Origin of the sequence: Mesorhizobium sp. M1A.F.Ca.IN.020.03.2.1, assembly GCF_004023205.1 — a bacterium.
Taxonomy (GTDB): domain Bacteria; phylum Pseudomonadota; class Alphaproteobacteria; order Rhizobiales; family Rhizobiaceae; genus Mesorhizobium.
The window spans coordinates 12,351-35,585 of sequence record NZ_RZSV01000030.1; the positions used below are offsets into that span (position 1 = coordinate 12,351).

The window sequence follows — 23,235 nt, forward strand, 5'->3', positions numbered from 1 at the left end:
GTGATGATCAGAAGGCTTCGGCAGGGGTCAAGGTGCCAGTGCCGCCGCGAGCAGCCCTGATGCGTTCCAGTGGCTTCCTGCCGAAGCTCAGGAACAGAACGGGGGTCAGAAAGGTATCAATCAGTGTCGCAGAGATCAGCCCGCCAAAGATGGTGACGGCGACGGGGTGCAGGATTTCGCGGCCAGGCTCTCCGGCCCCGATCAGGAGGGGGATGAGTGCCATCCCGGCAGAAAGCGCGGTCATCAGCACAGGGGTCAGCCGCTCTAGGCTGCCGCGGATCACCAGTTCCTTGCCGAACCGCTCGCCTTCGTAGAGCGCCAGGTTGATGTAGTGCGAGATCTTCAAGATGCCGTTACGGGCCGAAATGCCTGCCAGCGTGATGAAGCCGATCATCGAAGCGACCGACAGCGGCTGTCCGGCGATGTTGAGCGCGACCACGCTGCCGATCAACGCGAGCGGGATATTGCCCATGATGATCAGGGCGAGCGCCGGCGACTGATAGCGGCTGTAAAGAACGACAAAGACAAGGACGAGCGAAACGAGCGAAAGCGCGCCGATCCTTAATGTCGCTTCCTCCTGCGCCTGGAAGGTGCCTTCGAGCCGGGCAACGTAGCCCTGCGGCAGCATCGTTTCGGAGAGGATGCTGCGAATGTCCGCGACGATTGCCGCCATGTCACGCTCACTATCGCTGTTGCCGAGCACCGCGATGCGCCGCTGGCCGTTCTCGCGCAGGATCTGGTTTGGTCCATCCGTCTCGACGACGTCAGCGACCATGCGAAGCGGCACAATGCCTGCCGGAGTGAAGATTAGGAGATCGGCCAGGCCTGCGGTCGATCGATCAACGTCAGAGAGCCGCATGACCACGTCGAAGCGGCGATTGCCCTCCACGATCTGCGATACCGTCCGGCCATTGGACATGCTCTCCAGCGCCTCAGTGATGGAGGCCGGCGTGAGGCCGTAGAGGGCCGCACGCTCGTGGTCGACATCGACCCGGAGCTGTGGAATGCGGACTTGCTTTTCGACCTGCAGATCGACCAGACCCTGGACGCCCGACAGCTTCTCGCGCAGCATCTCGGCTGTCGAACGCAGCGTGTCGATGTCATCGCCATAGATTTTCAGTGCGACCTCCGCCCGCACGCCGGAAAGCATGTGATCAAGCCTGTGCGAAATCGGCTGTCCGACATTAAGCGTCGCCGGCAGCACCGCGAGGCGTTGCCGGATATCCGCCATCACCTCTTCCTTCGACCGCGCGGAGCGCTTGAGGTCGACGTCGATCTCGGACGCGTGGATACCCTCGGCATGCTCGTCGAGTTCGGCGCGACCGGTGCGCCGACCGACCGACACGACCTCGGGAACTTCCTTGATGATGGTCTCCGCGATCAGTCCCAGACGATTGCTCTCCGCTAGTGCGATGCCGGGATTGTAGGCAAGGCTGATGGTCAGAGTACCCTCATTGAAGGGAGGCAGGAACGAGCGCGGCAAAAGCGTGACAGCATAGGCGGCCGAACCGACGCCAAGAAGCACCAAGCCGATCACAAGCGCCCTGTTGCCGAACGCCCAGTGCAGAAGTGCATTGTTGGCGCGCTTGAGATGCCGGACAACGAAACTGTCCTGTCCATGTCCCTTCGCCCGACCCGAAAGCAGGTAGTATGAGAGCACCGGCGTGACCGTGATCGACACGGCGAGCGAGGCCAGGATCGAGACGATGTAAGCCACACCCAGTGGCGCGAACAGACGGCCCTCTATTCCCGACAGCGCGAACAGGGGCACGAACACGAGAATGATGATCATCGTCGCGTAGACGATGCCCGAGCGCACCTCCTGAGATGCGGCGGCAATCACCTCCAGAACTGGCTTTGGCAGAGGTTGGGCGCTGTTCTCCTTCAAACGGCGCAGAATATTCTCGACGTCAACGACTGCGTCGTCCACGAGTTCGCCGATCGCAATCGCCAAGCCGCCCAGCGTCATCGTGTTGATAGTCAGCCCGAAAGCGTGGAAGACCAGCACTGTCACGAGGATCGAGATTGGAATCGCGGTCAACGAAATGAACGTCGCGCGTGCGTTCATCAAAAAGAGGATGAGCACGACCGCCACGACAGCCGCCGCTTCCAGAAGCACCTTCTCGACATTCTCCACCGAAGTTTCGATGAAGGTGGCTTGCCTAAACTGAAGATTGGTTGCCTTCACCCCTTCGGGAAGCGTCTTATCGATGTCGATCAGTGCCGCCTCGATGCGTCCGGTGAGGTCGACCGTGTCCGCGCCGGGCTGTTTCTGCACCGATACAATGACCGCCGGGCGGCCCTGATAGCCTGCATCGCCTCGCTTCACGCGCGCTGCAAAGTCGACATTGGCCACCTGGTGGAGGAAGATCGGCTGGTCATCGCGCCTTGCGACGACCGTGTTGCGCAGGTCTTCCAAGCGCTTCGTCAGGCCTACGTTGCGGATGAGATATTCGCGGCCGTGCTGATCGACGAATCCGCCGCCGGTGTTGGTGCCGAAGCGCGTCACCGCTTGTTCGACTTCGGATGCCGTAACCTGCAAGGCCTGTAAGGCGGCGGTATCTAGAATGACCCGGTACTGGCGGACTTGCCCGCCTATGGGGATGACCTGCGAAACGCCCTCTATCGTGAGCAACTGGGGACGAATCGTGAAATCCGCGATCTCGCGCAACTCCATCGGCGAAACGGCGTCACTCGAGATGGCGATCAGCATGATCTCGCCCATGATCGAACTCACCGGACCCATTTGTGGCGTAACTCCGGCCGGTAGCTGCTCGCCCACCAGAGCCAGCTTCTCCGCAACAAGCTGCCGGGAGCGGTAGATGTCGGTCTCCCAGTCGAACTCGACATAGATGATGGACAGCCCGACGCCCGAAACCGATCGGACGCGGGTGACGCCGGGCATTCCGTTCATCGCCGTTTCAAGCGGATAAGTGACCAGCTGCTCGACCTCCTGAGGGGCAAGTCCCTCGGCTTCGGTCATCAGTGTCACGGTCGGGCGATTGAGGTCCGGGAATACGTCGACGGGTACCTTCGGAAGCATGTAGCTGCCGTAGGCGACGAGCAGCAAAGCCGCTGCGACCACGAAAAGCCGGTTCTTGAGGCTATTGCTAACGAGAAAACTGAACATCACAACCTCAGCGGATCTGGTTGATCAGCTCGGAGCCTTGAACGACCACCCGCTCACCCTCCGACAGGCCAGCGCGGATCACCACGCGCTCCGCGTCAAATGCTTCCATATGGACAGGCTTGGGCGCGAAACGCTCGGGATGGGCATGGAGCCAAACTATTGTTTCGCCATTGCCGCCTCTCACGACGGCGCTTCGTGGAAGGATAAATCCCGACACCGGCTTGCCAACGAACGCCCGTACCGTGACCGGTTGCCCGACCGCGAGGCGTTCGTCCGGGTTTTCTATCGAGAATTGGACTACGCGCGCCTGCTGTTGGAGCGTCTTGCCGAATCCTTGAAAGCTGAGCTTGATTGCGGTGCCCTCGGAGGTCGTCGCGTTTGCGAAGCCCAAGGAGCCGGGCTCCACGTCCGCATAGACCAATGCTTCGACCCAGAGACCAGATGGATCGACGATTTGAAAGACCACATCCGCGGAGCCGACGACCTGTCCTGGCACCGCTTTGACGGCCGCGACCACGCCGTCGATCGGCGCCTTGAGCACCTCGGTGGCGCCGCTCGTCTCCAGCAGAATCTCGCGCCGCCGCCTGAGGCCCGCGAGCTCGGTTTCCGCATCGGTCACCTGACTCTTCGGCGCTACGAAGCTTCCCGCCAGATCGCGCGTCCGCGTCAGCTTTGCCTCGGCGACCGCGATCTCCTGTTCGATCTCGCCGATGCGCTCGGAAAGGGAACTGCGATCGGCTTGTGACATGGCCTGTTCCACAAGCGCGAGCACCTCCCCTTTGCTCACCGTCTGACCAAGGCGTGGGAGCGCACCCCCTGCGACCATGATCCTTCCGCCATTGATGCTCTGCACCAGGCCGGAGCGGTTCGGATCGGCGACGATGCGACCAACAAGCGTCACTGCGCTCTGCGCCTGCTCCGGCTTGGCAACAACTGTTCGAATGCTCAGCAGGCGCTGGCTCGGTTTCGGCAGGAATACGCCTCCGTCGCTCATGCGCTGCGGCGCATCCCCGGCAGGCAGCGGGGTCGAGGCTTCACTATGATCGTGGCCTTCATGGCTAAATGCAAAGGCAGTGGTCGCCATCAGCACGACAAGAACGAGCCCTGCGATGGGGGCGGCCCGACGTCCTTTTCGCGCCATCAAGCCCGCGAGGAACCCGAAACCAAGAAAGCCGCCGGCCAGCAATTGGAGACGGTCGACTTCGAAATCGCCCAGGGCCAGTTTCTCCGGGATTATGCTCTCCAGGCCACGCCCCTGCGTGCGCGACTGATCCGCTTGGACTGGGCTTTTGCGGGGCAGCTCGATCGATCCGATAAGAAGATCGTCGCCGGAGGGATGTGCTACTGAAAAGACCAGCTCCAGCGGGCCTTCAGACAGGAACTTCTCGGATTGCAGAACATAAATGCCGGCGTCGGCTTCTTTTGCTGCCATCTCGGCGTCGCCGCTGACCATAACCGAGATTTTCGCACCCGGAACGGGCTGGTTGGTGTCAAAACGGTCGAGGAAGATCGAGAGCTTATCACCCTCGAGTATGCCAGCCAGTTCATAAGCCGGAGACTGAACGCTGACACGCGGCTTCGCGGCGGAAGCAGCGATGACAGGCTGTTTGCCGTGGTCGTGTCCTTCATGCGCCGAGAGCGGCGACGAAAGAAGCATAAGCAGGCCTACGGCAGCACAAAGGGAGTGAATGCGGCAAAGGCCGCGAAAAAGCGAAGAAATGGACATGTTCAGAAGCCAGCAGTTTTTGAACGTCGAGGCCTGTCGGCCGGGCGAAGATCAGACTGCTCAGGTTCTGGGGGGCCTCTCGGGGCCTGCCGTGGGTATGCCCGGACGGCTGCGATAAGCAGCCGGAACAATCAGGCTCGCACCCAGCACCCCTGGATGGCGGACTTCGCAACCCTCGAAGCCCGGGTGCCCGAGGCAAAGGCCAGCACAGCAAAGCACCCCGCCGTGAGCCAGGCGCTCCGTACCCTCGGCGTGATCCGGCTGCTGCTCACCCACAACGTCATCCGCCGCACGTTCGTCGGCATTTTCCGTGACGTCGTGCGAAGGATCGAAGTGGTTCGAATGCGAATGAGCAACCGTCACATTCGCGCAATCCGAAATCAGTTCATGCGAATGGGAACTTCCGGCCGCACTCATCTGCAGCAGGGCAAGGGTGATGAGCGCGAAGATGAACTTCGACGCGATCCCCTTAGTTTTTTCCCACTGCTTGTGCACCTGAAGATTGGCCCCCTGATCTGTGCTCTCCGACGTGTCGCGTCGCTTGCATCGCGTATGCGGCAAATTGAGGGCGACGCTAGATGAAGCCTAGCTTAGCTGGCTTGCGGCAGGCTGACGCATCTAGGACCAGCGTCCAAGAGACTCCGAACGCAACGGTTCAGTGATCAATCTTCCAGAAGAGAGAAGCTATTGCGACGGTCCCAACCCGCGTACGGTCTTAGCACGGGGTAAGGCCGCGAGCGTAGCATCAGTTGTGTCCGACGCGACACCCGCCCCAGCAGGAAGAAGGTTACCGCTCGAGATCTTTCGGATAATGTTAGAACTGAAGGTCAGGACGGGCGCTAGCCTTTGACACCGTCGCATCGAAATTCCGAAAGCAGCTACGTTGGCCGGGTCGGCGTGGAACAGCCGGGCTACGAGACGGAAGGTGGCCGCGCAGCGGACATCTACGCGGCGCGTGCCCTTCGGGATTTTGGAGACGGCTTCGCCGCAGTGCTTCTGCCGGTATATCTGGCGTCGATTGGGCTTGGGCCGCTGGAGATTGGTGTCGTCGCGACCTCCGCACTCCTGGGTTCGGCACTATTGACGCTCGGCATCGGCTTCTTGGCGGCGCGAGCAGACCGGCGGAGCCTGCTTTTGGCGGCGTCCGGCCTGATGATCGCAACCGGGGTGGCCTACACGCAGTCAAGCACCTATGCAGCTGTTCTGCTCGTGGCTTTCCTGGGCACGATCAATCCCTCGTCCGGGAGCGTCAGCATCTTCGTTCCGCTCGAGCACGCCGTCTTGTCTCGGCTTGTGGCGGATGCGGACCGCACGAAGGCATTCGCACGCTATAGCCTGTTGGGCGCGCTGGCGGCTGCGTTTGGCGCCCTTGCTGCGACCACCCCCGATTTCCTGGTGACGATTGGGATCTCACGGCTCACGGCGCTGAAGGCTATGTTTGTTCTCTATGCATTTCTCGGCGTGGTCGGGGGCCTGGTGTACGCGCGCATTCCCGCTGGCCCCAAAACGTCTCCCCAGGACCGGCCCGCGGCAGCACTTGGGCCCTCGCGTGTCATCGTCTACAAGCTGGCTGCCCTGTTCAGCATCGACGCCTTCGCCGGCGGTTTTGCCGTGCAGTCACTCGTTGCGTTGTGGCTGTTCAGCAAATTTGGTCTTTCCCTGTCAGCAGCCGGGGCGTTCTTCTTCTGGTCGGGTGTCTTGTCGGCGGTCTCTTTTCCGGTCGCCGCATGGCTGTCGAGGCGCATCGGGCTTGTGAACACGATGGTGTTCACGCACATCCCGTCAAGCATTTGCCTGATCCTGGCCGCGTTGGTGCCGAATCTCTATGTTTCCCTGGCATTTCTTCTTGTACGCGCAGCACTGTCCCAGATGGACGTGCCGACTCGCTCCTCATATGTGATGGCGGTCGTCACGCCACGGGAGCGGCCTGCGGCGGCAAGCGTGACCTCGGTACCTCGCAGCCTCGCAGCCGCCGCGAGCCCCGCGATCGCTGGCGCGCTATTTGCCGTGGGGTTCGAAGCCTGGCCTCTGGTGATCTGCGGCGCCCTCAAGATCGTCTACGATTTGAGCTTGCTTTGGGCTTTCCGCCACATCAAGCCGCCTGAAGAAAGGTGAAGCTGCACACAACCCTGTGCGACGGCGGTCAACCACCCCTCAAGCTGCTGCGATCTGCCAAAGGGCCACGCTAGCGAGCACGATCCCTGCAGCGCCTTCGATGCCGCGGGAGACAGCAGCAAACAGGCGCGGTCGGCTCTCAAAGATGTGCACAAGCCGTTCGCGGAACAGGATCGACAACACCGCGACCGTGGACAGGGTCACTGCAACGCCGGTCATCATCGTAACGGCAAAAAGAAGACCCGCTACCGGAACTCCCCTCGACATCGCGAAAGTCATGACGAAAAGAGTCAACGGGCACGGGATCAGGCCAGCCATGAAGCCGACGGCCTCGCCCTCATGCTTGAGATGGTGGCCTTGGCTCAATGCCCGCCAGATCATCCAAACGCCGATCAGCCCGAGCAGCCCGCGGCTGACATCCTCCAGCAGCGGAGCTCGGCCGACGCTGCCAAGTGCGACCGAAACCAGCGGCAGAGACAACGCGGCGATGATCACCGCGATGATGACATGAGTGAGGGACAGCGTGATGGACACGAGCAGGCCACGTGCGACCTTGGCGTCCGAGCCGGCAAGATAAGTAGCTAACAACGCCTTGCTGTGACCCGGCGTGAGCGCGTGGGCAGCGCCGAAGACGACGCCCATCGGCAGGAACGCCACAAAGCCCAGCCAGTCACCACTGCTGGAGAGCAATTTGATCTGGTCGGCAAGCGCTAGGTAAATCGTGCGTTGGAATTCGACGAGGTACTGAAACATGGAGCGGCGGTCTCCGCACTTGCCGAGGGTATGCAATAGCGTGCATCGCTTGTCATCGCCAGCGGCGTTGCAGCCGTCTGCAGCTGGATGATGCCTCTGCGGCGCCGACCTAGGTCGGGTTTCGGTCACAGCATCGCTGATCGTCGAATGACTAATGATGCAAGTTCCGAACACGACGCTCCGGTAGCAGCGCTCGCTTACAGCCAAGCGAGGACGGTGCCCGACACCAGGAGATAACGGGCAATTTTCGCTGCCGTGACGATCGCGACGAAACTCCAGAGCGGTTCGCGAAAAACGCCGGCCACCAGCGTGAGTGGATCGCCGATAACAGGCGCCCAGCTCAAGAGCAGGCTCCACCGCCCATAGTGGCGATATCGTACACAGGCGCGGTCGAGGACGGCGGGTTTCACCGGAAACCATTTGCGGTCGCGAAAGCGATCGATGCCGCGACCAAGGAGCCAGTTGACCACCGAGCCTAGCACATTGCCGAGCGTGGCGACCAGGATCAGGGCGGCCGGCGATTGGGAGCCCGCCAGGAGCAGGCCGGCCAGCAGCGCCTCCGATTGCAGCGGCAGGATGGTCGCCGCCGCGAACGCGGTTAGGAACAATGCGCCGAACGCGGCAATGTCGCCAACCATCGCGTCCGTCAGCTCGCCTTCGGCCATCTCGGGTGCCGATCATCGACGGCAAAACCGTGCGCGTGCTCGTAACCGGCCTCGGTCCAGATGGAATCCTCGATATGTGGATGGCCGTGCGGCAGATCGGCGTGCACGTGCGCGATAACGTCGGGATCGTGACGCGGCCACAATCCCATTGCCGCCAGCAACGCGATGACGCCGATAGCGCCAATCAGAACATAGGTAAATGGCAAGCCCATCGCCGCCCCTACGCGTCCGGCGATCGGATAGGTGATCAACCAGCAGGCATGCGAAAGCGCAAACTGCGCAGCGAACAAGGCTGGCCTGTCGACGGCGTCCGCGGAACGGCGGATCAGGCGACCCGACGGTGTCTGGGCTATGGAGTAGCCAAGTCCGAGCACGAACCACAGTGCCAGCAGCAGCGGATATTGACCAACAGGCGGCCCAAGGAACATGCCGGCCACCAGAATAGCCGCGCCCGTTAGCATCGCCGTCCGATCGGGTATCTTCTCGAGCAGTTGCGGCAGGGCGAGCGCGGCGATCATGGACCCGCCACCAAAGGCCGCCAGGGCGAGCGCCGTCTGGCGCTGCGACAGGCCAAACTGACCCTGCACCAGGACGACCGTATTGACGATCACCATGGCGCCGGAGGCCGCCACCGCAAGATTGAGAGCAAGCAAACCGCGCAGACGCGGCGTCGCAAGATATATGCGCAAGCCGCGCGTCGTTCGATCGTAGATGCCGCGTGGTCGCGAGGGTTTCGGGCTCGGCAGCATGACCGAAACCACCAGCGCGGCGGAAGCCAAGAACCCGATGACCGTGCCCGCGAAAAGGCTATGAAAGCTGATCACCGAGAGCAGCGCCGCAGCCAGCATCGGACTGGCAACGCTTTCGAGATCGTATGCCAGGCGGGAGAGGGAAAGCGCCTTGGTATAATCCTTCTCGTCCGGCAGAACGTCCGGGATTGTGGCCTGGAACGTCGGCGTGAAACCGGCTGAGGCCGACTGCAGGATGAAGATCAGGACATAGACCTGCCAGATCTCGGTGACAAAGGGCAGGAACACCGCGACACCGGCGCGCACGAGATCGAGCGCCACCAGCATTGTGCGCCTCGGCAACCGCTCGGCGAAAGCGGCCGCTACCGGTGAGACGCCGACATAGGCGATCATCTTGATGGCGAGTGCGGTGCCAAGCACCGCGCCTGCATTCGCGCCGGCCAGATCGAACGCCAGAAGGCCGAGCGCAACAGTCGCCAGACCGGTGCCGACCAGCGCGATGAGCTGCGCCATGAAAAGATGCCGATAAGTGCGGTCGGCAAGGACCCTCAGCATGACTTCTTTCTTCTCCAGAGTCCCGAGACAGGCCAGCCGCCATTTTGAAACGGAATGCAACAGCGGCAAATAACTTCAGCTCACATCGATGATGACCATCAGCCCACCGCCGCCCTTCTGCTCGACATTGTTGTTCGTCGTATGATGCGGGATATGGCAGTGGATCAGCCACTTGCCGGGCCGCTGGGCCTTCCAGACGACATCGTAACGCTGTCCCGGCCCGACATTGATCGTGTCCGCAAGAAAACGGGCGGAGGCGGGAATTGTCTCCCCGTCGCGGGCAACGACCTCGAAAGGTCCTCCATGGATATGCATTGGATGGATGAAGCCATTGTTGGTGCCGATAAAGCGGACCTTCAGGGTCTCGCCGACCTTCATATGAATCGTATCGGTGGACGGATACGCCTTGCCGTTGATGGTGAAAAAATTCGGCATGCCGCCGTCCATCGGCATCGACGGATATGTCAGCCGCTCGCGCTTGAGCCATTCCTGAAGCTGGATGACGTAGTGATGGTCGGCCGCCACTTCGTCTGCTGCATTGGCAGGATCGATGATCAGAGCCCCGTAGAGGCCGAGCGCTTGCGTGCGGTCTGGCTTGGCATGCGGATGATAGAAATAGGTCCCGTGCTGCGTGGCCGTAAACTCGTATGAAAACTTACCGCCTGGCTCGATCGGTTCTTGCGTTATCTCAGCCGGCCCGTCCATCTGGTTGGGCAGGATCATCCCATGCCAATGAATAGTCGTTTCTTCCGGCAAATCGTTTGTGACGTTGACCCTGATGCGATCCCCCTGACGGATATGGATGCGCGGGCCCGGGACCTGGCTGTTATAGGCATAGGCGTCGACCGTCACATCCGGCAGGATCTGCCAGCGGACCACCGAAGGTCTCAGCTCGAACACCTTCACGCCGTTCTCCATCCGGAACGGCAGGTCTTGGTCTCCCTTGGCCGAAAGGCCATAGGATGCGCTCACCAGGCGCGGATCGGCCGCCGCCATGTCGCGCATCGCGTCGGCCGGCGTGTCCCGGTCCATGATCATGCCCGGCGGCATGATCACGCCGCCGACGTCGCGGGCCGACAGTCGCAGGTTCAGCCAGTTCGCCGGAGCTAGCATGCCGACGCCGAGCGCAATCAGCGACACCACGCCGAGCGCCGCGATCTGCGGCGTTGTCGCGTCCGACCGCATCTGGTGGCCTCCGCTGCCCTTGTGTGGACCCATATCGTGCCCGTGCTCATGATGGGCATGGCCACTGGCGTTGGCCTGCTGTGTCCGCATCTGCGCGTGCTGTACGTCGGCAGCCGGCTCTCGGTTGTCCTTTCCGGTGTCTGCCGAGCGCTCGGTCATCAGCCCGTGCTTCAGGCCCCGCGCGACCAGCCAGACATTGGCGGGATAGGCTAGCGCGAAGCCGGCAATGACGCCGAGCGACATCACCCCCCAGAACAGCAGCTCGGTCGGCTCCATGGCGCGCATGTCGCGGCCCATCATCAGGAAGCTCATAACCGGCGCCATACCGGCCATCATGAAGTTCATGGAGATGAATTCGGGCAGCAAGCTTTTGTTCACGTTCTCCCAATAGCTGCCGCCCATCATCGATTTCATGAACAGCGACTGGAAGATGAACAGGCCGAAGGCAAAGCCGGCGAGGTATTCGACGATCAGGTCGAGCCACATCGGCAGGCCAAGCGTGGCGGTGACGACCGCGGCAAGGATGATCCCCGTGGCATCGCCGGCGACGCAATGGATAGTCGAGCCGACGCCCTGCTTCCAAAGGGGTTTTGTGAAGGCCTCATGCTCGCCCGGGCGCGGTTCCTTGTCGGCGAGCACATAAAGCAGCAGCCCGAGCGGGCCCATATAGAGCGTCACAAGGATGAAGCCCCATTTCATCACTACGGGCTCGGGATTGTTGCGATACTGGTCGAAGCCGACATAGAGCGTCGACGCTCCCGCCAATGCGAACCAGGTAACGAGGAAATAGTCTATCGGTTGGATGAGCATGTCTCCGCCCTTGATTTCCGCCTCATGGCATCGGGCGGCACAGCTTAAATGGTGTAATGCACGCGGCCGGCACGTTTATGATCCGTGCCGGGCTTAGCCGGATTCGCTTAAGCAGCTGCTTTTTCGTTGTCGTAGCCTGCAGCCTTGATGACATCGCAAATCGCCGTCTCGTCCGCTTTGGTCTCGACAGCCACAGTGGTTGACCCGAGGTCGACCGTCACGCGGGCGGCAGGATCGACGCTCTTTACCGCCTTTTCGATCGTGCTGGCGCAGTGGCCGCAGCTCATGTCTGGAACTTTCAGTTTCAGCATTGCAGTTCTCCTTTTCGCATCTCGCGAACAGATATGGGCCTTCCCATGATGGTAAGGTCAAGGGCGGTTTCTCGGTGGACGCCTAGACGATACCAGGCAAAATTTTAGCTCTTGACCTTCCCATCACTGGAACCTTTATGTGTTGCTGCAACCACCAAAAATGGAGTTGCGGAATAATGAACGCCATCACTCGCGATGCAGCAGCCGGATCCGATACTGATCTCGTGATCCAGCTTGGCATTGAAGGCATGACCTGCGCTTCCTGCGTGAGGCGTGTCGAAATGGCGATCGCCTCAGCCCCCGGCGTCGTCTCGTCATCGGTCAATCTCGCGACGGAACGTGTCGAGGTGACCTTTGCCGGCAAGCCCGACCTTGCTCCGGTAATCGCAGCGGTATCGGCCGTCGGCTACCAGACACGCACAGACACGCTCGAATTTGCGATCGAGGGAATGACTTGTGCCTCTTGTGTTAGTCGCATCGAGAAGGCGCTGAAGGCTGTGGCTGGCGTCACTGACGCCACTGTCAATCTTGCAACGGAGCGCGCAACCGTCCGCGTCGCGACGGGTTCTGTGGAGGCCGCAACCCTTGAAAGCGCGGTGGCTGCGGCCGGCTACAAGGCGCAGCAGATCTTGTCGGATGCGGGACAGGACCGCGAGCGCGATGGACGCGCCCCCGAAATCCACACGCTTAGCCGTTCGCTGACCTGGGCGGCCCTGCTGACGCTGCCCGTCTTCGTTCTCGAAATGGGGTCTCATCTCGTGCCGGCGTTCCATCACTGGGTAATGATGACGCTTGGCGACTGGAACTGGCGCCTGCAATTCGTCCTCACCACGATCGTCCTGTTCGGTCCCGGCTTGCGCTTTTTCCGCAAAGGCGTGCCGGCGTTGCTCAGGGGCGCGCCAGACATGAACGCACTTGTCGCCCTCGGCTCCGGTGCCGCCTGGGCTTACTCGCTTGTCGCGACCTTCATGCCCAATGTGTTGCCGGCGGGCACAGCGAACGTCTACTACGAAGCGGCGGCCGTGATTGTCACGCTCATCCTGCTTGGCCGTACCCTGGAAGCCAAGGCTAAGGGCAGGACCAGCGAGGCCATCAAGAAGCTCGTGGGCCTGCAGCCCAAGACGGCGCGCGTCGTCCGGGATGGTATTATAGTCGAAGTGCCAGTCACCGAAGTTCGGGTGGGTGACATGGTCGTGGTGCGACCGGGCGAAAAGATAGCCGTCGATGGCGAGATCGTCGAAGGATCATCCTTCATCGACGAGTCCATGATGACCGGCGAACCGCTGCCTGTCGCCAAAGGCATCGGCGCAGAAGTCGTGGGCGGCACGATCAACAAGACCGGCAGCTTTTCCTTCCGTGCCACCAAGGTCGGCGCGGCGACACTGCTTGCCCAGATCATTCGCATGGTCGAAGCTGCCCAAGGCGCAAAGCTGCCGATTCAAGCGCTCGTGAACAAACTCACGGCCTGGTTCGTGCCAGCTGTCATCGCGGCTGCCGTGCTCACCTTCGCGGTCTGGCACTTCTTCGGGCCGGACCCTGCCCTCTCGTTCGCGCTCGTCAACGCGGTCGCGGTGCTCATCATCGCCTGCCCCTGCGCAATGGGCCTCGCCACGCCTACCTCGATCATGGTCGGCACTGGACGCGCTGCCGAATTGGGTGTGCTCTTCCGCAAAGGCGATGCACTGCAGACGTTGCGTGACGCCACGATCATCGCGCTCGACAAGACCGGCACTCTCACCGAGGGCCGACCCGACCTGACGGATTTCATCGTGTCAGATGGATTCAATGAAGCGAACGTGCTGCGGCTTGTCGGCTCCGTCGAGGCTCGCTCTGAGCATCCGGTCGCAGAGGCGGTCGTGCGAGCGGCCCAGCGTCGCGGCCTCGTGCTTGCCGATGTCAACGATTTCGTCGCCATCCCTGGCTTCGGCGTCAGTGCAACCATCGAAGGCCGCGAGCTCGTGATCGGCGCGGACCGATTGATGACCCGGCTCGGCCTGGACATCTCGGCTTTTGCCGCGGCATCAACGCGTCTTGCCGACGAGGGCAAGACCCCCCTCTACGCCGCCATCGACGGCAAGCTTGCCGCGATCATCGCGGTTGCCGATCCGATCAAAGCGTCGACGCCAAAGGCGATCGAGGCGCTGCACGCGCTTGGCCTTCGGGTAGCCATGGTGACCGGCGACAACCGCCTCACGGCGGAGGCGATCGGACGGCATATCAGCATCGACGAAATTGTCGCCGAGGTGCTGCCCGATGGCAAGGTCGACGCCATCAAGCGGCTCGGCCGGCATGGCGCCAGCGTTGCCTTCGTTGGCGACGGCATCAATGACGCACCGGCACTCGCCGCTGCGGATGTCGGCATCGCAATCGGAACGGGTACGGACATCGCCATAGAAAGCGCCGACGTCGTCTTGATGTCGGGTGATCTTCGCGGCGTGGCGAATGCGATCGCGCTCTCTAAGGCAACGATCGTTAACATTCGTCAGAATCTGTTCTGGGCCTTTGCCTACAACATTGCGCTGATCCCGGTTGCCGCCGGCGTGCTCTATCCAGCTTACGGGACGCTTCTGTCTCCGATGCTCGCCGCTGGCGCAATGGCTCTTTCGAGCGTCTTTGTCTTGAGCAATGCATTGCGCCTCAGACGCTTCCGCGCACCGCTGCACGACGGATCACAAGCCAAACAAGCTTCCGGGAAAGCCTTAGCGGCGTGACAGAAATGTGCAGACCTATTTACCAAGCGTCCAGCTGCAGGCGTCGCAGAGATTGAAAGAAAGGAGAGTCATGAACATTGGTGAAGCCGCAGCCGCGTCAGGTGTCTCGGCCAAGATGATCCGCTACTACGAGTCAATTGACCTGATGCCCAATGTCGCCCGAACCGACGCCGGCTATCGCGTCTATTCGGACAGCGACATTCATGCCCTACGCTTCATTCGGCGCGCCCGGGATCTCGGCTTTTCGGTAAACCAGATGGCCAATCTGCTCGCCCTTTGGGGCGACCGATCACGCACCAGTGCCGATGTCAAGCGTATCGCCCTGGAGCATGTCGCGGAACTCGAGCGGAAGATGCGCGAGCTTCGCGATATGTCCAAGACGCTGCGTCATTTGGCTGAGCATTGTCAGGGGGATGATCGGCCGCATTGTCCGATCATCGAAGACCTTTCCAGCGGGCACGACGCTGGACCAGCCAGGCCCCGCAAGCGTCGGCAGCCCGCCGTCGACGGCGTCCGGCCTCGCCACGCCTTCTGAACACTGCGCGTACTCGAGACGCGGAATTTGACCTAGGAGATAATTACATGCATCGACGCGAATTTCTTGTGGCAAGCTTGGCGACTTTGGCCAGTTCCACGGCGCTGGCGCAAACGAAGATGGACATGTCCAACATGGACTCCATGCCGGGAATGGATATGAGTGGCCATGCCGGGCACGACATGGGCCCCATGGCGAAAGGCGCCGTCGCCCTTCCCGAGGGCGAGGCGCTGCGCAATTTGCCACTGCTTGCCAGCGAGGCCAGCACGCCCGGCCTTTTCAAGGCAAAGCTGACGGCGGAACCCACCGTCGCGCGGTTCGCCGAAGAACTGGACACGCCGATCCTTGCCTATAACGGTATGAGCCCCGGGCCGCTGATCGAGGCCTATGAGGGCGACCGGGTCGAGATCGCCTTCGCCAACAGGATCGAGGGCGAGCAAAGCACAATCCACTGGCATGGCATGCCGGTACCGGCCGACCAGGACGGCAATCCGATGTACCCTGTGGCCGCGGGGGCGGACCGCGTCTACGTCTTCGACCTGCCGGAAGGGTCGGCCGGTTCGTACTGGTACCATCCGCATCCGCACGGCAAGACAGCCGAGCAGGTTTATCGCGGCTTGGCTGGCGCATTCGTGGTCAAGGCGAAAACCGATCCCGTGCCGGCCGAATATGGCGACACCGTGCTCGTGTTCACCGACCTCAGGCTCGCCGCCGACGGCTCTATGCCCGAAAACACTATGACGGACCTGATGAACGGCCGCGTCGGGGACCACGTACTGGTCAATGGGCAGAAGAACCCGAAGCTCTCGGTAGCAATGGGCGCGAAACGGCGTTTTCGGCTTTATAATGCTACCAATGCGCGCTACCTGAAACTCGCTTTCGATGGCGCGCCGATGACCATCATCGGCAGCGACGGCGGGCTGCTGGAGGCGCCGGTGGCAGCAAGGGAGATCCTGCTCAGCCCGGCGGAGCGTCTTGAACTTGTCGTATCTTTCGAGAAGTCAGGCCCCGTTACGCTATACACCTTAGACTACGACCGCGGCTGGATGGGCCCAGGCCGTCCAGCCGATGCCGGGCTGACGCTGCTCACAGTCGATGTTTCAGACAATCTTGCCGGGCCCGTGCCCCCGATTCCCGAGCGACTGCGGCCGATCGCTCAGCTCGGGAACCCCACCGCCAGCCGGCGCCTCGTGTTGACCGAAACCATGACCATGACTGCCACCGATAGGCAGATGGGGTTCCTGATCAATGGCAAGGCCTTCGACATGGGCCGTATCGACATTGTCTCTAAGGCTGGTCAGACCGAACTCTGGGAGATCGTCAACCAAGCCGACATGGATCACCCGTTCCATTTGCACGGCACGCAGTTCCAGGTAATCGAGCACGAGCGCGGCGGCAAGGTCACGAAATCACCCTATCTTGCTTGGAAAGACACGGTCAACGTTGCACGCGGCGAGACGGTCCGGCTCTTGTTGCGACAAGAGCGACCAGGCCAGCGCATGTATCACTGCCATCTCCTCGAGCACGAACAGCTCGGCATGATGGGTGTCGTCGACGTGCGGGCATAATCGGCCCTTCATAGTGACTGGGCTGGCAGTCTACGGTTCGCTGTTCGTCAGCGCCTTCCTAGCGGCAACGGTGCTGCCGGTTTCGTCTGAGGTCGTGCTTGTTGGCCTATTGGCGACCGGTCGGGGCGATCCGGCCCTACTCTTTACGGTTGCTACCATCGGCAACACGCTGGGCTCGGTTGTGAACTGGATATTGGGCCGGGGGATCGACGCGCTCCGGTCGAAGCAATGGATCCCTATCACTCCCCGGCAGTTTGAGCGGGCGAGCCGCATGTTTCGCCGCTATGGCGCGTGGACGCTCTTGTTCGCATGGTTGCCAGTGGTCGGAGATGCTTTCACCGTCGTGGCAGGCGCGGCACGGGTCCGGCTCGCCTTGTTCGTGGTTTTAGTCGGCCTTGGAAAGGCGGCGAGGTACGCAGCAGTCACCCTGGTAAGTCTATGGGCGGCGAATTAACCGGCGCCCTCAACCTTGTTGCATTTGGGCGAAAAGAGTCGACCGAAAAGGCGCGACGGGCTGCTACAATCGCGGACCGAAGAGCACCGTCCGTCGAGATCGCCGAAAATCTGCGATCGCCGATCTCGCGCCAGCCGAGTGAATATGCCGACAGCCTTACGGTCATCGGCGCTGAGGCCTAGCTGGCGATCACCAGCGCTTGCAACTGCCGCCGATCCTCTTGGGACCATTGATTGGGGTCTTCGTCATGGGCAGACTTCGCGTGAAGCTCGACATGCTTCATGACTTCCTCCGCGCTCTCTGCCGTGAAGCTCCCCGGACAAGCCTCCATCCCCGGATAATCTCTGCATCGATACGTGTATGGCATTGCTGCCTCCGTACATTAGAGAACACTTAAGGAGGCGAGTGAACGCCGCTCTTGTCAATGAATTTTCGGTCAACGTTGCGACTTGCAAAACCCGGACTTTGCCCTACGCTAGGCCGACAATGGCTCGATTGTCGCCAAAACACCTCCTGGCCATGCTGCTCGCGGTCTTGCTGACCGCCGGGTTCAGCCTGTCTGTCGCCCAGGCAAGCGTCATGTCGTCGAGGATGGCAAGCGAGAACGCCATGGCGATGCCGGCCGCTGACGGAATGGGCAAGATGGCTGACGGCGCCATGCACCACGACTGCAAGGCGTGCAAGGACACAAGCGGCAAAACTGGCCCGATGCATTGTCCGCCGGATTGCATCGCCCCCGTCCTCGCGGTGCTGCCGCAGGATCCGGCCGTGATGATCGTGCCGGGCATGCAGCAGCTCCGGGCGCTGCCCACTCCCCTTCTTCGCGGGCGAAGTTCCCTGCCCGACCCATCCCCTCCCCGACCCACTGCTCTCATCTGATGCCGTATCGGCCGCACAGCGGCTGATCCTTGGCGTCTGATCGCCCGCTTTGCACACGATCGTGATGCGGGCGCGCACGGCAATCCGGTTCATGCCGCAATGCCCGTCGCAGATCGAGATCGTAGAGCGCATAAATGAATTCCGGTTCACGTCTTTTGCTGTCGCGTCGCGGCTTTCTCGCTGCAGCGTCAGGGGCTGCCATGTCGCTGCCAATACGTCCCGCCCGCGGATCCGCCATCGACGAACGGACCTTGAGGGCGGCGCCAAGCCAGGCGCGACTGACTGGTCCCGGCGGCCCATCCACTCCGACCTGGGCCTACAGCGACACCATTCCCGGCCCGGTGCTGCGCCTACGGCAAGGCCGGCCGGTGCGGATCACTGTAGAGAACGGGTTGGCCGAGGACACCACCGTTCACTGGCACGGCATCCGCTTACCAAACGCCATGGACGGGGTGCCCGGGATGACCCAGCCCCCGATCGCGCCGGGATCAAATTTCACTTATGAGTTCACGCCGCCGGATGCCGGCACTTTCTGGTATCATCCGCATGCCGACAGCCTGGTGCAGCTCGGTCGAGGCCTTGCGGGCGCGCTCATTGTCGAGGAGGCAGAGCTTGTCGAATTCGACCGCGATCTGATCTGGCTGCTGCAGGACTGGCGGCTAGCCGCCGATGGCCAGATCTCCGGTGGCTTCGGCAGCGCGATGGATGCCACGATGTCAGGTCGGATCGGCAACCTCGTCACCATCAATGGCTCGGCACCGGCCGATCACGGTGTGCGCGCTGGCGAGCGCATCCGGCTGCGGCTCGCCAATGCCGCGCTTGCCCGCATGATGGCGCTGCGCTTTGAAGGCCACCGGCCGGTCATCCTGGCGATCGACGGCCAGCCGTGCGACCCGCACGAGCCGGACGACGGCCGCGTCGTGCTGGGGCCGGCGATGCGCGTCGACATGGCGCTGCACATGCAAGGCAAACCGGGTCGCCGGTATCGCGTAATCGACGAGTTCTACGACGGCCTTGCCTACACGCTGGCCACGCTTGCCTATGACAAGGCGCCACCGCTCAGGGTGCATCCCCTGGAGCGGCCCACTGCGCTACCGCGCAATCCCCTGCCGGAGCCTGATCTCGCCAAAGCCCTGCGACAGGAGATCGTTCTGCAAGGCGGCATGATGGGCGGCGGCAAGCTCGCGGGCGTCGGCGGGATGATGGGCATGTCTGGCATGAACATGGGCATGAACGGCACGGCTGCCTGGGCGATCAACGGCATGTCGATGACCGGCGACGGTCACGCCGGCATGGTACCGCAGTTCACGCTGCGACGAGGCGTCACCTGCCACCTGACGATTCGCAATCAGACGGCTTGGTGGCATCCGATGCACGTCCACGGGTTCAGCCTGTCGATCCTTGCCCGCAACGGCTCGCCGGTGTCGCACCGGCAATGGCAGGACACGGTGCTGCTCGCGCCGAAGGACACGGTCGAATGTGCCTTCGTAGCCGACAATCCCGGCGACTGGATGCTGCACTGCCATGTCGCCGACCACCAGATGGCAGGCCTGATGACCGTCTTCCGGGTGACCTGATCCTTCGCATAGCAATTTCAAAGGAGGACCGACTATGAAACTGCCTCATGCCCTCACCGCCATCGGCCTCGCGATCGCCATGCCGCTGCCGACCCTCGCCGCGACGATTGACGCGGTGATGTACAAGAACCCGCAATGCAGCTGCTGCGAGGCTTATGCCGACTATCTCGAACGAAACGGCTTCAAGGTAGACATCAAGCCGGTCAACAATCTTTCTCAGATCAGCAGCGATGCCGGCGTGCCCGCCGACCTCGAAGGCTGCCATACGATGATGGTCGACGGTTATGTGGTCGACGGTCTGGTGCCTGTCGAGATCGTCAAGAAGCTTCTGACCGAGCGACCTGCCATCGCGGGCATCACGCTGGCTGGCATGCCGGCTGGCGCGCCCGGCATGGGCGGCGAAAAGAGCGAGACCTGGACTATCTACGCCTTCACCAAGGACGGCAAGGCGCCGACCGTCTATGCGACAGAGTGAGGGAGCCATGACGTCTGCCAACCTTGTCATCGCGCTCGCGCTGCTGCTGGTTGCGGGGTCGGCGGCGGCCGGGCCGACGTCGGATTTTGTCGTTCCGGAAACGCCCACCACCTTACCCGCAATCAGCTTCACCGACGGCGCGGGCAAGCAGAAAACGCTCGAGGATTATTCCGGCAGACTAGTGCTGCTCAATATCTGGGCGACGTGGTGTGCCCCGTGCCGGAAGGAAATGCCGACGCTCGACCGCCTCGAGGCCACGCTCGGCGGGCCAGACTTCGAGGTCGTCGCGCTGTCGATGGACCGGAAGGGACCCGATGTCGTGAAGAAATTCTTCGCCGAGACCGGGGTCATGCATCTTGCCCTCAACATCGACAGCTCGGCCAAGGCGATGTTCACGCTCGGCGCGCCCGGTCTTCCGATGACCCTGCTGATCGATGGCAGCGGCAGGGAGATCGGCCGCCTGATTGGCCCGGCCGAATGGGACTCGCCCGAGATGACCGAGTTCATCCGCGGCCTTATCGCCGCGAACCGAGAAGGGAAATAACCGATGCTTTTGCGAACCAGAGCGTGCGGAGTTTTGTCGACCTGGAATGGATGGGGGCCGATGCTGCGCGGGCTTGTTGCCATAGCGGTGCTGGCTCCCAGCTTCATCCCTGGCGCGCGGGCGCATTCGTTGGACGAGGTCAATGAGCTGCTGAAGGACGACGAGAAGTACTTTCAGGCGATCGACAAGCCGGCCCCCGATTTCACGCTGCGCGCCGCCGATGGAGCCGTCGTGCGGCTCGCCGACCTGCGCGGCAAGGTGGTGGTGCTGCACTTTGTCTACACTTCGTGTCCCGACGTTTGCCCGCTCCATGCCGAGAAGCTCGCGGAGGTGCAGCAGATGGTGAACGCCACGCCGATGAAGGGCCAGGTCATTTTCGTGACTGTCACCACCGATCCGAAGCGGGACACGCCCGACGTGCTGCGCGCCTATGGGCCGGCGCATGGGCTCGATCCGGCCAACTGGCTGTTCCTGACCACGACGCAGGATCAATCCGACGACGCGACCGGCAAGCTTGCCGAAGCCTTCGGCCACAAATTCACGCTGACCGACGATGCCTACCAGATGCACGGCATCGTCACGCACGTGATCGACAAGGAGGGCCATTGGCGCGCGAATTTCCACGGCCTGAACTTCGCCCCGGTCAATCTGGTCACCATGATCAACGCGCTCACCAACAACCTTGAACGACCGCACACCGAGCCGGAGAAAGGCTGGCTGGCAAGATTGCGGAACCTGCTGTGACACAGGACCATTCAACGGACAAATTAAGAGGAAATCCATGTTCACCACGGCAAGACAGGCAAGCCGTCCTCGCGGCATCGTCCGCATGCTGCTCATTGCTGGCCTGGCGGGATGGTTCCTGCTCGATTCCGGCGCTCGGGAACCGGCGATTGCGGCGGGCGAAATGTCCCATGACGAGCTCGATCAGCGGATACACGACTATATCCTGGCCCATCCGGAGGTTCTCGTGCAGGCACTGCAGAGTCTGGACCAGCGCCAGCGCCAAGCGCAGGCCGCCCAAGTAAAGCAGGTGGTCAAGGCGCGGGCGGACGACCTCTTCCGCGACAAACGAAGCCCGGTTGGCGGCAATGCTGAGGGCAATGTCACCCTTGTCGAATTCTTCGACTATAATTGCCCCTATTGCAGGATGATGGCGCCGATCATGGATCAGGCCGTTGCAGGCGATCCGCAACTCAGGATCGTCTACAAGGAGTTTCCCATCCTTGGCCCGGATTCGGTATTCGCGGCGAAAGCCGCGCTGGCAGCCGATAAGCAAGGCAAATACGCCGCGTTTCACAAAGCGCTTTACGGCTCTAGGACGAGAGTGACGGAGGCAGCCGTGCTCAAGATCGCCGCCGATGCTGGCCTCGATGTCGACCGCATGAAGACCGACATGCAGCAGCCCGATATCCAGGCGTCGATCGACCGCAACACTGAATTGGCGCAGGCGCTAGGGATCACCGGCACGCCAGGCTTCGTCGTAGGCGATCAGATATTTCCTGGAGCGACCGACCTAGCGACGCTGAAGAAACTGCTCGAACAGGCCAGGACACGAAAATGAACGCGACCCCAACTCGGCGAAAGATCGTTTTGGGCGTCATCGCCGCCACGGCAATGCCTAGACTGCCGGGATTCAAGGCTGCGGCACAGGCCCAGGACGACGCCGGCCTGGCAAGTCGTTTCCAGGATCTTAGCCAGAACGGCAACGCCACCTGCTCCCCCAAATTCACGGCGTCGATCGCGACCATGCCGCCGATGTCGCGGATCAAGGGCTCGTGCTGCAGCCCGATGGAGATGAAACGCTATACCGAGCAGGTAAAGGGCTTGGTGAAATACCGCGTCATCGCGATGATCCCGCAGGACCCATACGACATTCCGGCCGTCACCGCGCAGCAAATGATCCACTACTATGATCGGCAACTCACTGCCGACGAACAGCGCCGTTACGACTTTGCATTGGCCAACTCCAACGAAAAAGGACCGTGCTGCTGCCAGTGCTGGCGCTGGGGTGTGTATGGGGGGCTGGCCAAGTACCTGATCCGCGAGCACGGCTTCACGGGCGAACAGATCGTCGATGTCTGGAATCTGTCGGACGGTTGCGGCGGAGGCGAATGATCGATTACACGACAGAGTGGCCAGGTCTCGATGATGGAAAGCGACAGAATGGTCACTGTGCCTCAGGACGAACCGTCTCAACTAAAAGAGACCCGGGTGGAAGCGGCCGCAGCAACTCACCTTCCGGCTTTGTCAGGTTCAGCCAGGCGGACCAGTTCTCCGGCTGAATAACTACGGCCTAACGGCTGTGATAGGGCGCAACGTCCGGGCCAGGACCGGTCGTCAGCATGCGAAAGGACGGCGGGTTGTTGCCGCCCGCTTCGCGCCAAAGCCCCGCGATTGTCATGAACGGGGCGCCGTTGGGAGTAAATCGGTGCTTTGCCTTCGGGTACTTCGTTCCGGTGAACTCGAAGAAGGCCGATGCCGGCACAAGAC

The 23,235-nt window shown here is 61.9% G+C and carries 21 protein-coding genes and 1 pseudogene; 13 read left to right on the forward strand and 9 right to left on the reverse strand.

The features are described from left to right. Positions 1-7 precede the first annotated feature (7 nt). Both EOA79_RS07570 and EOA79_RS07575 read right to left on the reverse strand, forming a co-directional pair. Positions 8-3,130 (reverse strand): efflux RND transporter permease subunit, encoded by a 3,123-nt coding sequence (locus EOA79_RS07570; protein WP_127334690.1) that lies wholly within the window; start codon positions 3,128-3,130, stop codon positions 8-10. A 7-nt stretch (positions 3,131-3,137) separates the two neighbouring features. Next, positions 3,138-4,856, reverse strand: a complete 1,719-nt coding sequence (locus tag EOA79_RS07575) for an efflux RND transporter periplasmic adaptor subunit (RefSeq protein ID WP_127334689.1) — start codon at positions 4,854-4,856, stop codon at positions 3,138-3,140. A 156-nt stretch (positions 4,857-5,012) separates the two neighbouring features. Here EOA79_RS07575 and EOA79_RS07580 point away from each other — a divergent pair, with 156 nt between their 5' ends. Continuing rightward, positions 5,013-5,438, forward strand: a complete 426-nt coding sequence (locus tag EOA79_RS07580) for a hypothetical protein (RefSeq protein ID WP_127334688.1) — start codon at positions 5,013-5,015, stop codon at positions 5,436-5,438. A gap of 315 nt (positions 5,439-5,753) precedes the next feature. Continuing rightward, complete coding sequence (locus EOA79_RS07585; protein WP_127334699.1) at positions 5,754-6,971, forward strand: MFS transporter; 1,218 nt, start codon at positions 5,754-5,756, stop codon at positions 6,969-6,971. Positions 6,972-7,010: 39 nt separating this feature from the next. Here the strand turns inward: EOA79_RS07585 and EOA79_RS07590 are convergent, their stop codons facing one another. The 5 genes from EOA79_RS07590 to EOA79_RS07610 all read right to left on the reverse strand — a co-directional run bounded on the left by EOA79_RS07590 (position 7,011) and on the right by EOA79_RS07610 (position 11,999). Then, the gene (locus tag EOA79_RS07590; protein WP_127334687.1) at positions 7,011-7,724 is read right to left on the reverse strand and encodes an ABC transporter permease; all 714 of its coding nucleotides are present in this window, start codon (positions 7,722-7,724) and stop codon (positions 7,011-7,013) included. A 197-nt stretch (positions 7,725-7,921) separates the two neighbouring features. Next, positions 7,922-8,389 carry a YqaA family protein gene (locus EOA79_RS07595; protein ID WP_245479142.1) on the reverse strand — a complete coding sequence of 156 codons (468 nt, stop codon included), beginning with the start codon at positions 8,387-8,389 and terminating at the stop codon, positions 7,922-7,924. Beyond that, on the reverse strand, positions 8,371-9,693 hold the full coding sequence (locus EOA79_RS07600) for an MFS transporter (protein WP_127334686.1): 1,323 nt from the start codon (positions 9,691-9,693) through the stop codon (positions 8,371-8,373). Before EOA79_RS07600 ends, EOA79_RS07595 begins: the two co-directional genes overlap by 19 nt. A gap of 75 nt (positions 9,694-9,768) precedes the next feature. After that, positions 9,769-11,688 carry a DUF4396 domain-containing protein gene (locus EOA79_RS07605; protein WP_127334685.1) on the reverse strand — a complete coding sequence of 640 codons (1,920 nt, stop codon included), beginning with the start codon at positions 11,686-11,688 and terminating at the stop codon, positions 9,769-9,771. A 107-nt stretch (positions 11,689-11,795) separates the two neighbouring features. Further along, the gene (locus tag EOA79_RS07610) at positions 11,796-11,999 is read right to left on the reverse strand and encodes a heavy-metal-associated domain-containing protein (protein ID WP_127334684.1); all 204 of its coding nucleotides are present in this window, start codon (positions 11,997-11,999) and stop codon (positions 11,796-11,798) included. A gap of 176 nt (positions 12,000-12,175) precedes the next feature. Between EOA79_RS07610 and EOA79_RS07615 the strand changes: the two genes are divergently transcribed. The 4 genes from EOA79_RS07615 (at position 12,176) to EOA79_RS07630 (ending at position 17,267) form a co-directional block, all read left to right on the forward strand. After that, positions 12,176-14,710 carry a heavy metal translocating P-type ATPase gene (locus EOA79_RS07615; RefSeq protein ID WP_127334683.1) on the forward strand — a complete coding sequence of 845 codons (2,535 nt, stop codon included), beginning with the start codon at positions 12,176-12,178 and terminating at the stop codon, positions 14,708-14,710. A gap of 70 nt (positions 14,711-14,780) precedes the next feature. Then, on the forward strand, positions 14,781-15,245 hold the full coding sequence (gene cueR / locus EOA79_RS07620; protein WP_127324780.1) for a Cu(I)-responsive transcriptional regulator: 465 nt from the start codon (positions 14,781-14,783) through the stop codon (positions 15,243-15,245). After that, complete coding sequence (locus tag EOA79_RS07625; protein ID WP_245489845.1) at positions 15,137-16,813, forward strand: multicopper oxidase family protein; 1,677 nt, start codon at positions 15,137-15,139, stop codon at positions 16,811-16,813. The genes cueR and EOA79_RS07625 overlap by 109 nt, the downstream gene beginning before the upstream one ends. A gap of 13 nt (positions 16,814-16,826) precedes the next feature. Then, positions 16,827-17,267: a YqaA family protein gene (locus tag EOA79_RS07630; protein WP_127213866.1), complete on the forward strand. Its 441-nt coding sequence runs from the start codon at positions 16,827-16,829 to the stop codon at positions 17,265-17,267. Positions 17,268-17,445: 178 nt separating this feature from the next. Here EOA79_RS07630 and EOA79_RS34070 read toward each other — a convergent pair whose 3' ends face one another. Then, positions 17,446-17,634 (reverse strand): DUF1059 domain-containing protein, encoded by a 189-nt coding sequence (locus EOA79_RS34070; protein ID WP_095832655.1) that lies wholly within the window; start codon positions 17,632-17,634, stop codon positions 17,446-17,448. A 38-nt stretch (positions 17,635-17,672) separates the two neighbouring features. On the opposite strand from EOA79_RS34070, the gene EOA79_RS07640 reads away from it, so the two are divergent. The 7 genes from EOA79_RS07640 to EOA79_RS07670 all read left to right on the forward strand — a co-directional run bounded on the left by EOA79_RS07640 (position 17,673) and on the right by EOA79_RS07670 (position 22,860). Then, entirely contained in the window at positions 17,673-18,146 is a 474-nt protein-coding gene (locus tag EOA79_RS07640; RefSeq protein ID WP_245489846.1) for a hypothetical protein, read from the forward strand. 200 nt (positions 18,147-18,346) lie between these two features. Then, positions 18,347-19,723, forward strand: coding sequence for a multicopper oxidase family protein (locus EOA79_RS07645; protein ID WP_127324781.1), 1,377 nt, complete (start codon positions 18,347-18,349; stop codon positions 19,721-19,723). A gap of 34 nt (positions 19,724-19,757) precedes the next feature. Continuing rightward, positions 19,758-20,198 (forward strand): DUF411 domain-containing protein, encoded by a 441-nt coding sequence (locus tag EOA79_RS07650; RefSeq protein ID WP_127324782.1) that lies wholly within the window; start codon positions 19,758-19,760, stop codon positions 20,196-20,198. A 7-nt stretch (positions 20,199-20,205) separates the two neighbouring features. Beyond that, positions 20,206-20,742, forward strand: a complete 537-nt coding sequence (locus tag EOA79_RS07655) for a TlpA disulfide reductase family protein (RefSeq protein ID WP_127324783.1) — start codon at positions 20,206-20,208, stop codon at positions 20,740-20,742. A gap of 60 nt (positions 20,743-20,802) precedes the next feature. After that, a complete protein-coding gene (locus tag EOA79_RS07660) occupies positions 20,803-21,486 on the forward strand; it encodes an SCO family protein (RefSeq protein ID WP_245466661.1) in 684 nt (227 codons plus the stop codon). Between the two features lie 37 nt (positions 21,487-21,523). Next, positions 21,524-22,306 carry a DsbA family protein gene (locus EOA79_RS07665; protein WP_127213870.1) on the forward strand — a complete coding sequence of 261 codons (783 nt, stop codon included), beginning with the start codon at positions 21,524-21,526 and terminating at the stop codon, positions 22,304-22,306. After that, the gene (locus tag EOA79_RS07670; RefSeq protein ID WP_127213871.1) at positions 22,303-22,860 is read left to right on the forward strand and encodes a hypothetical protein; all 558 of its coding nucleotides are present in this window, start codon (positions 22,303-22,305) and stop codon (positions 22,858-22,860) included. Before EOA79_RS07665 ends, EOA79_RS07670 begins: the two co-directional genes overlap by 4 nt. A gap of 52 nt (positions 22,861-22,912) precedes the next feature. Here EOA79_RS07670 and EOA79_RS33150 read toward each other — a convergent pair. Further along, positions 22,913-23,235 (reverse strand): annotated as a pseudogene (locus tag EOA79_RS33150) (SOS response-associated peptidase family protein); the annotation flags it as partial.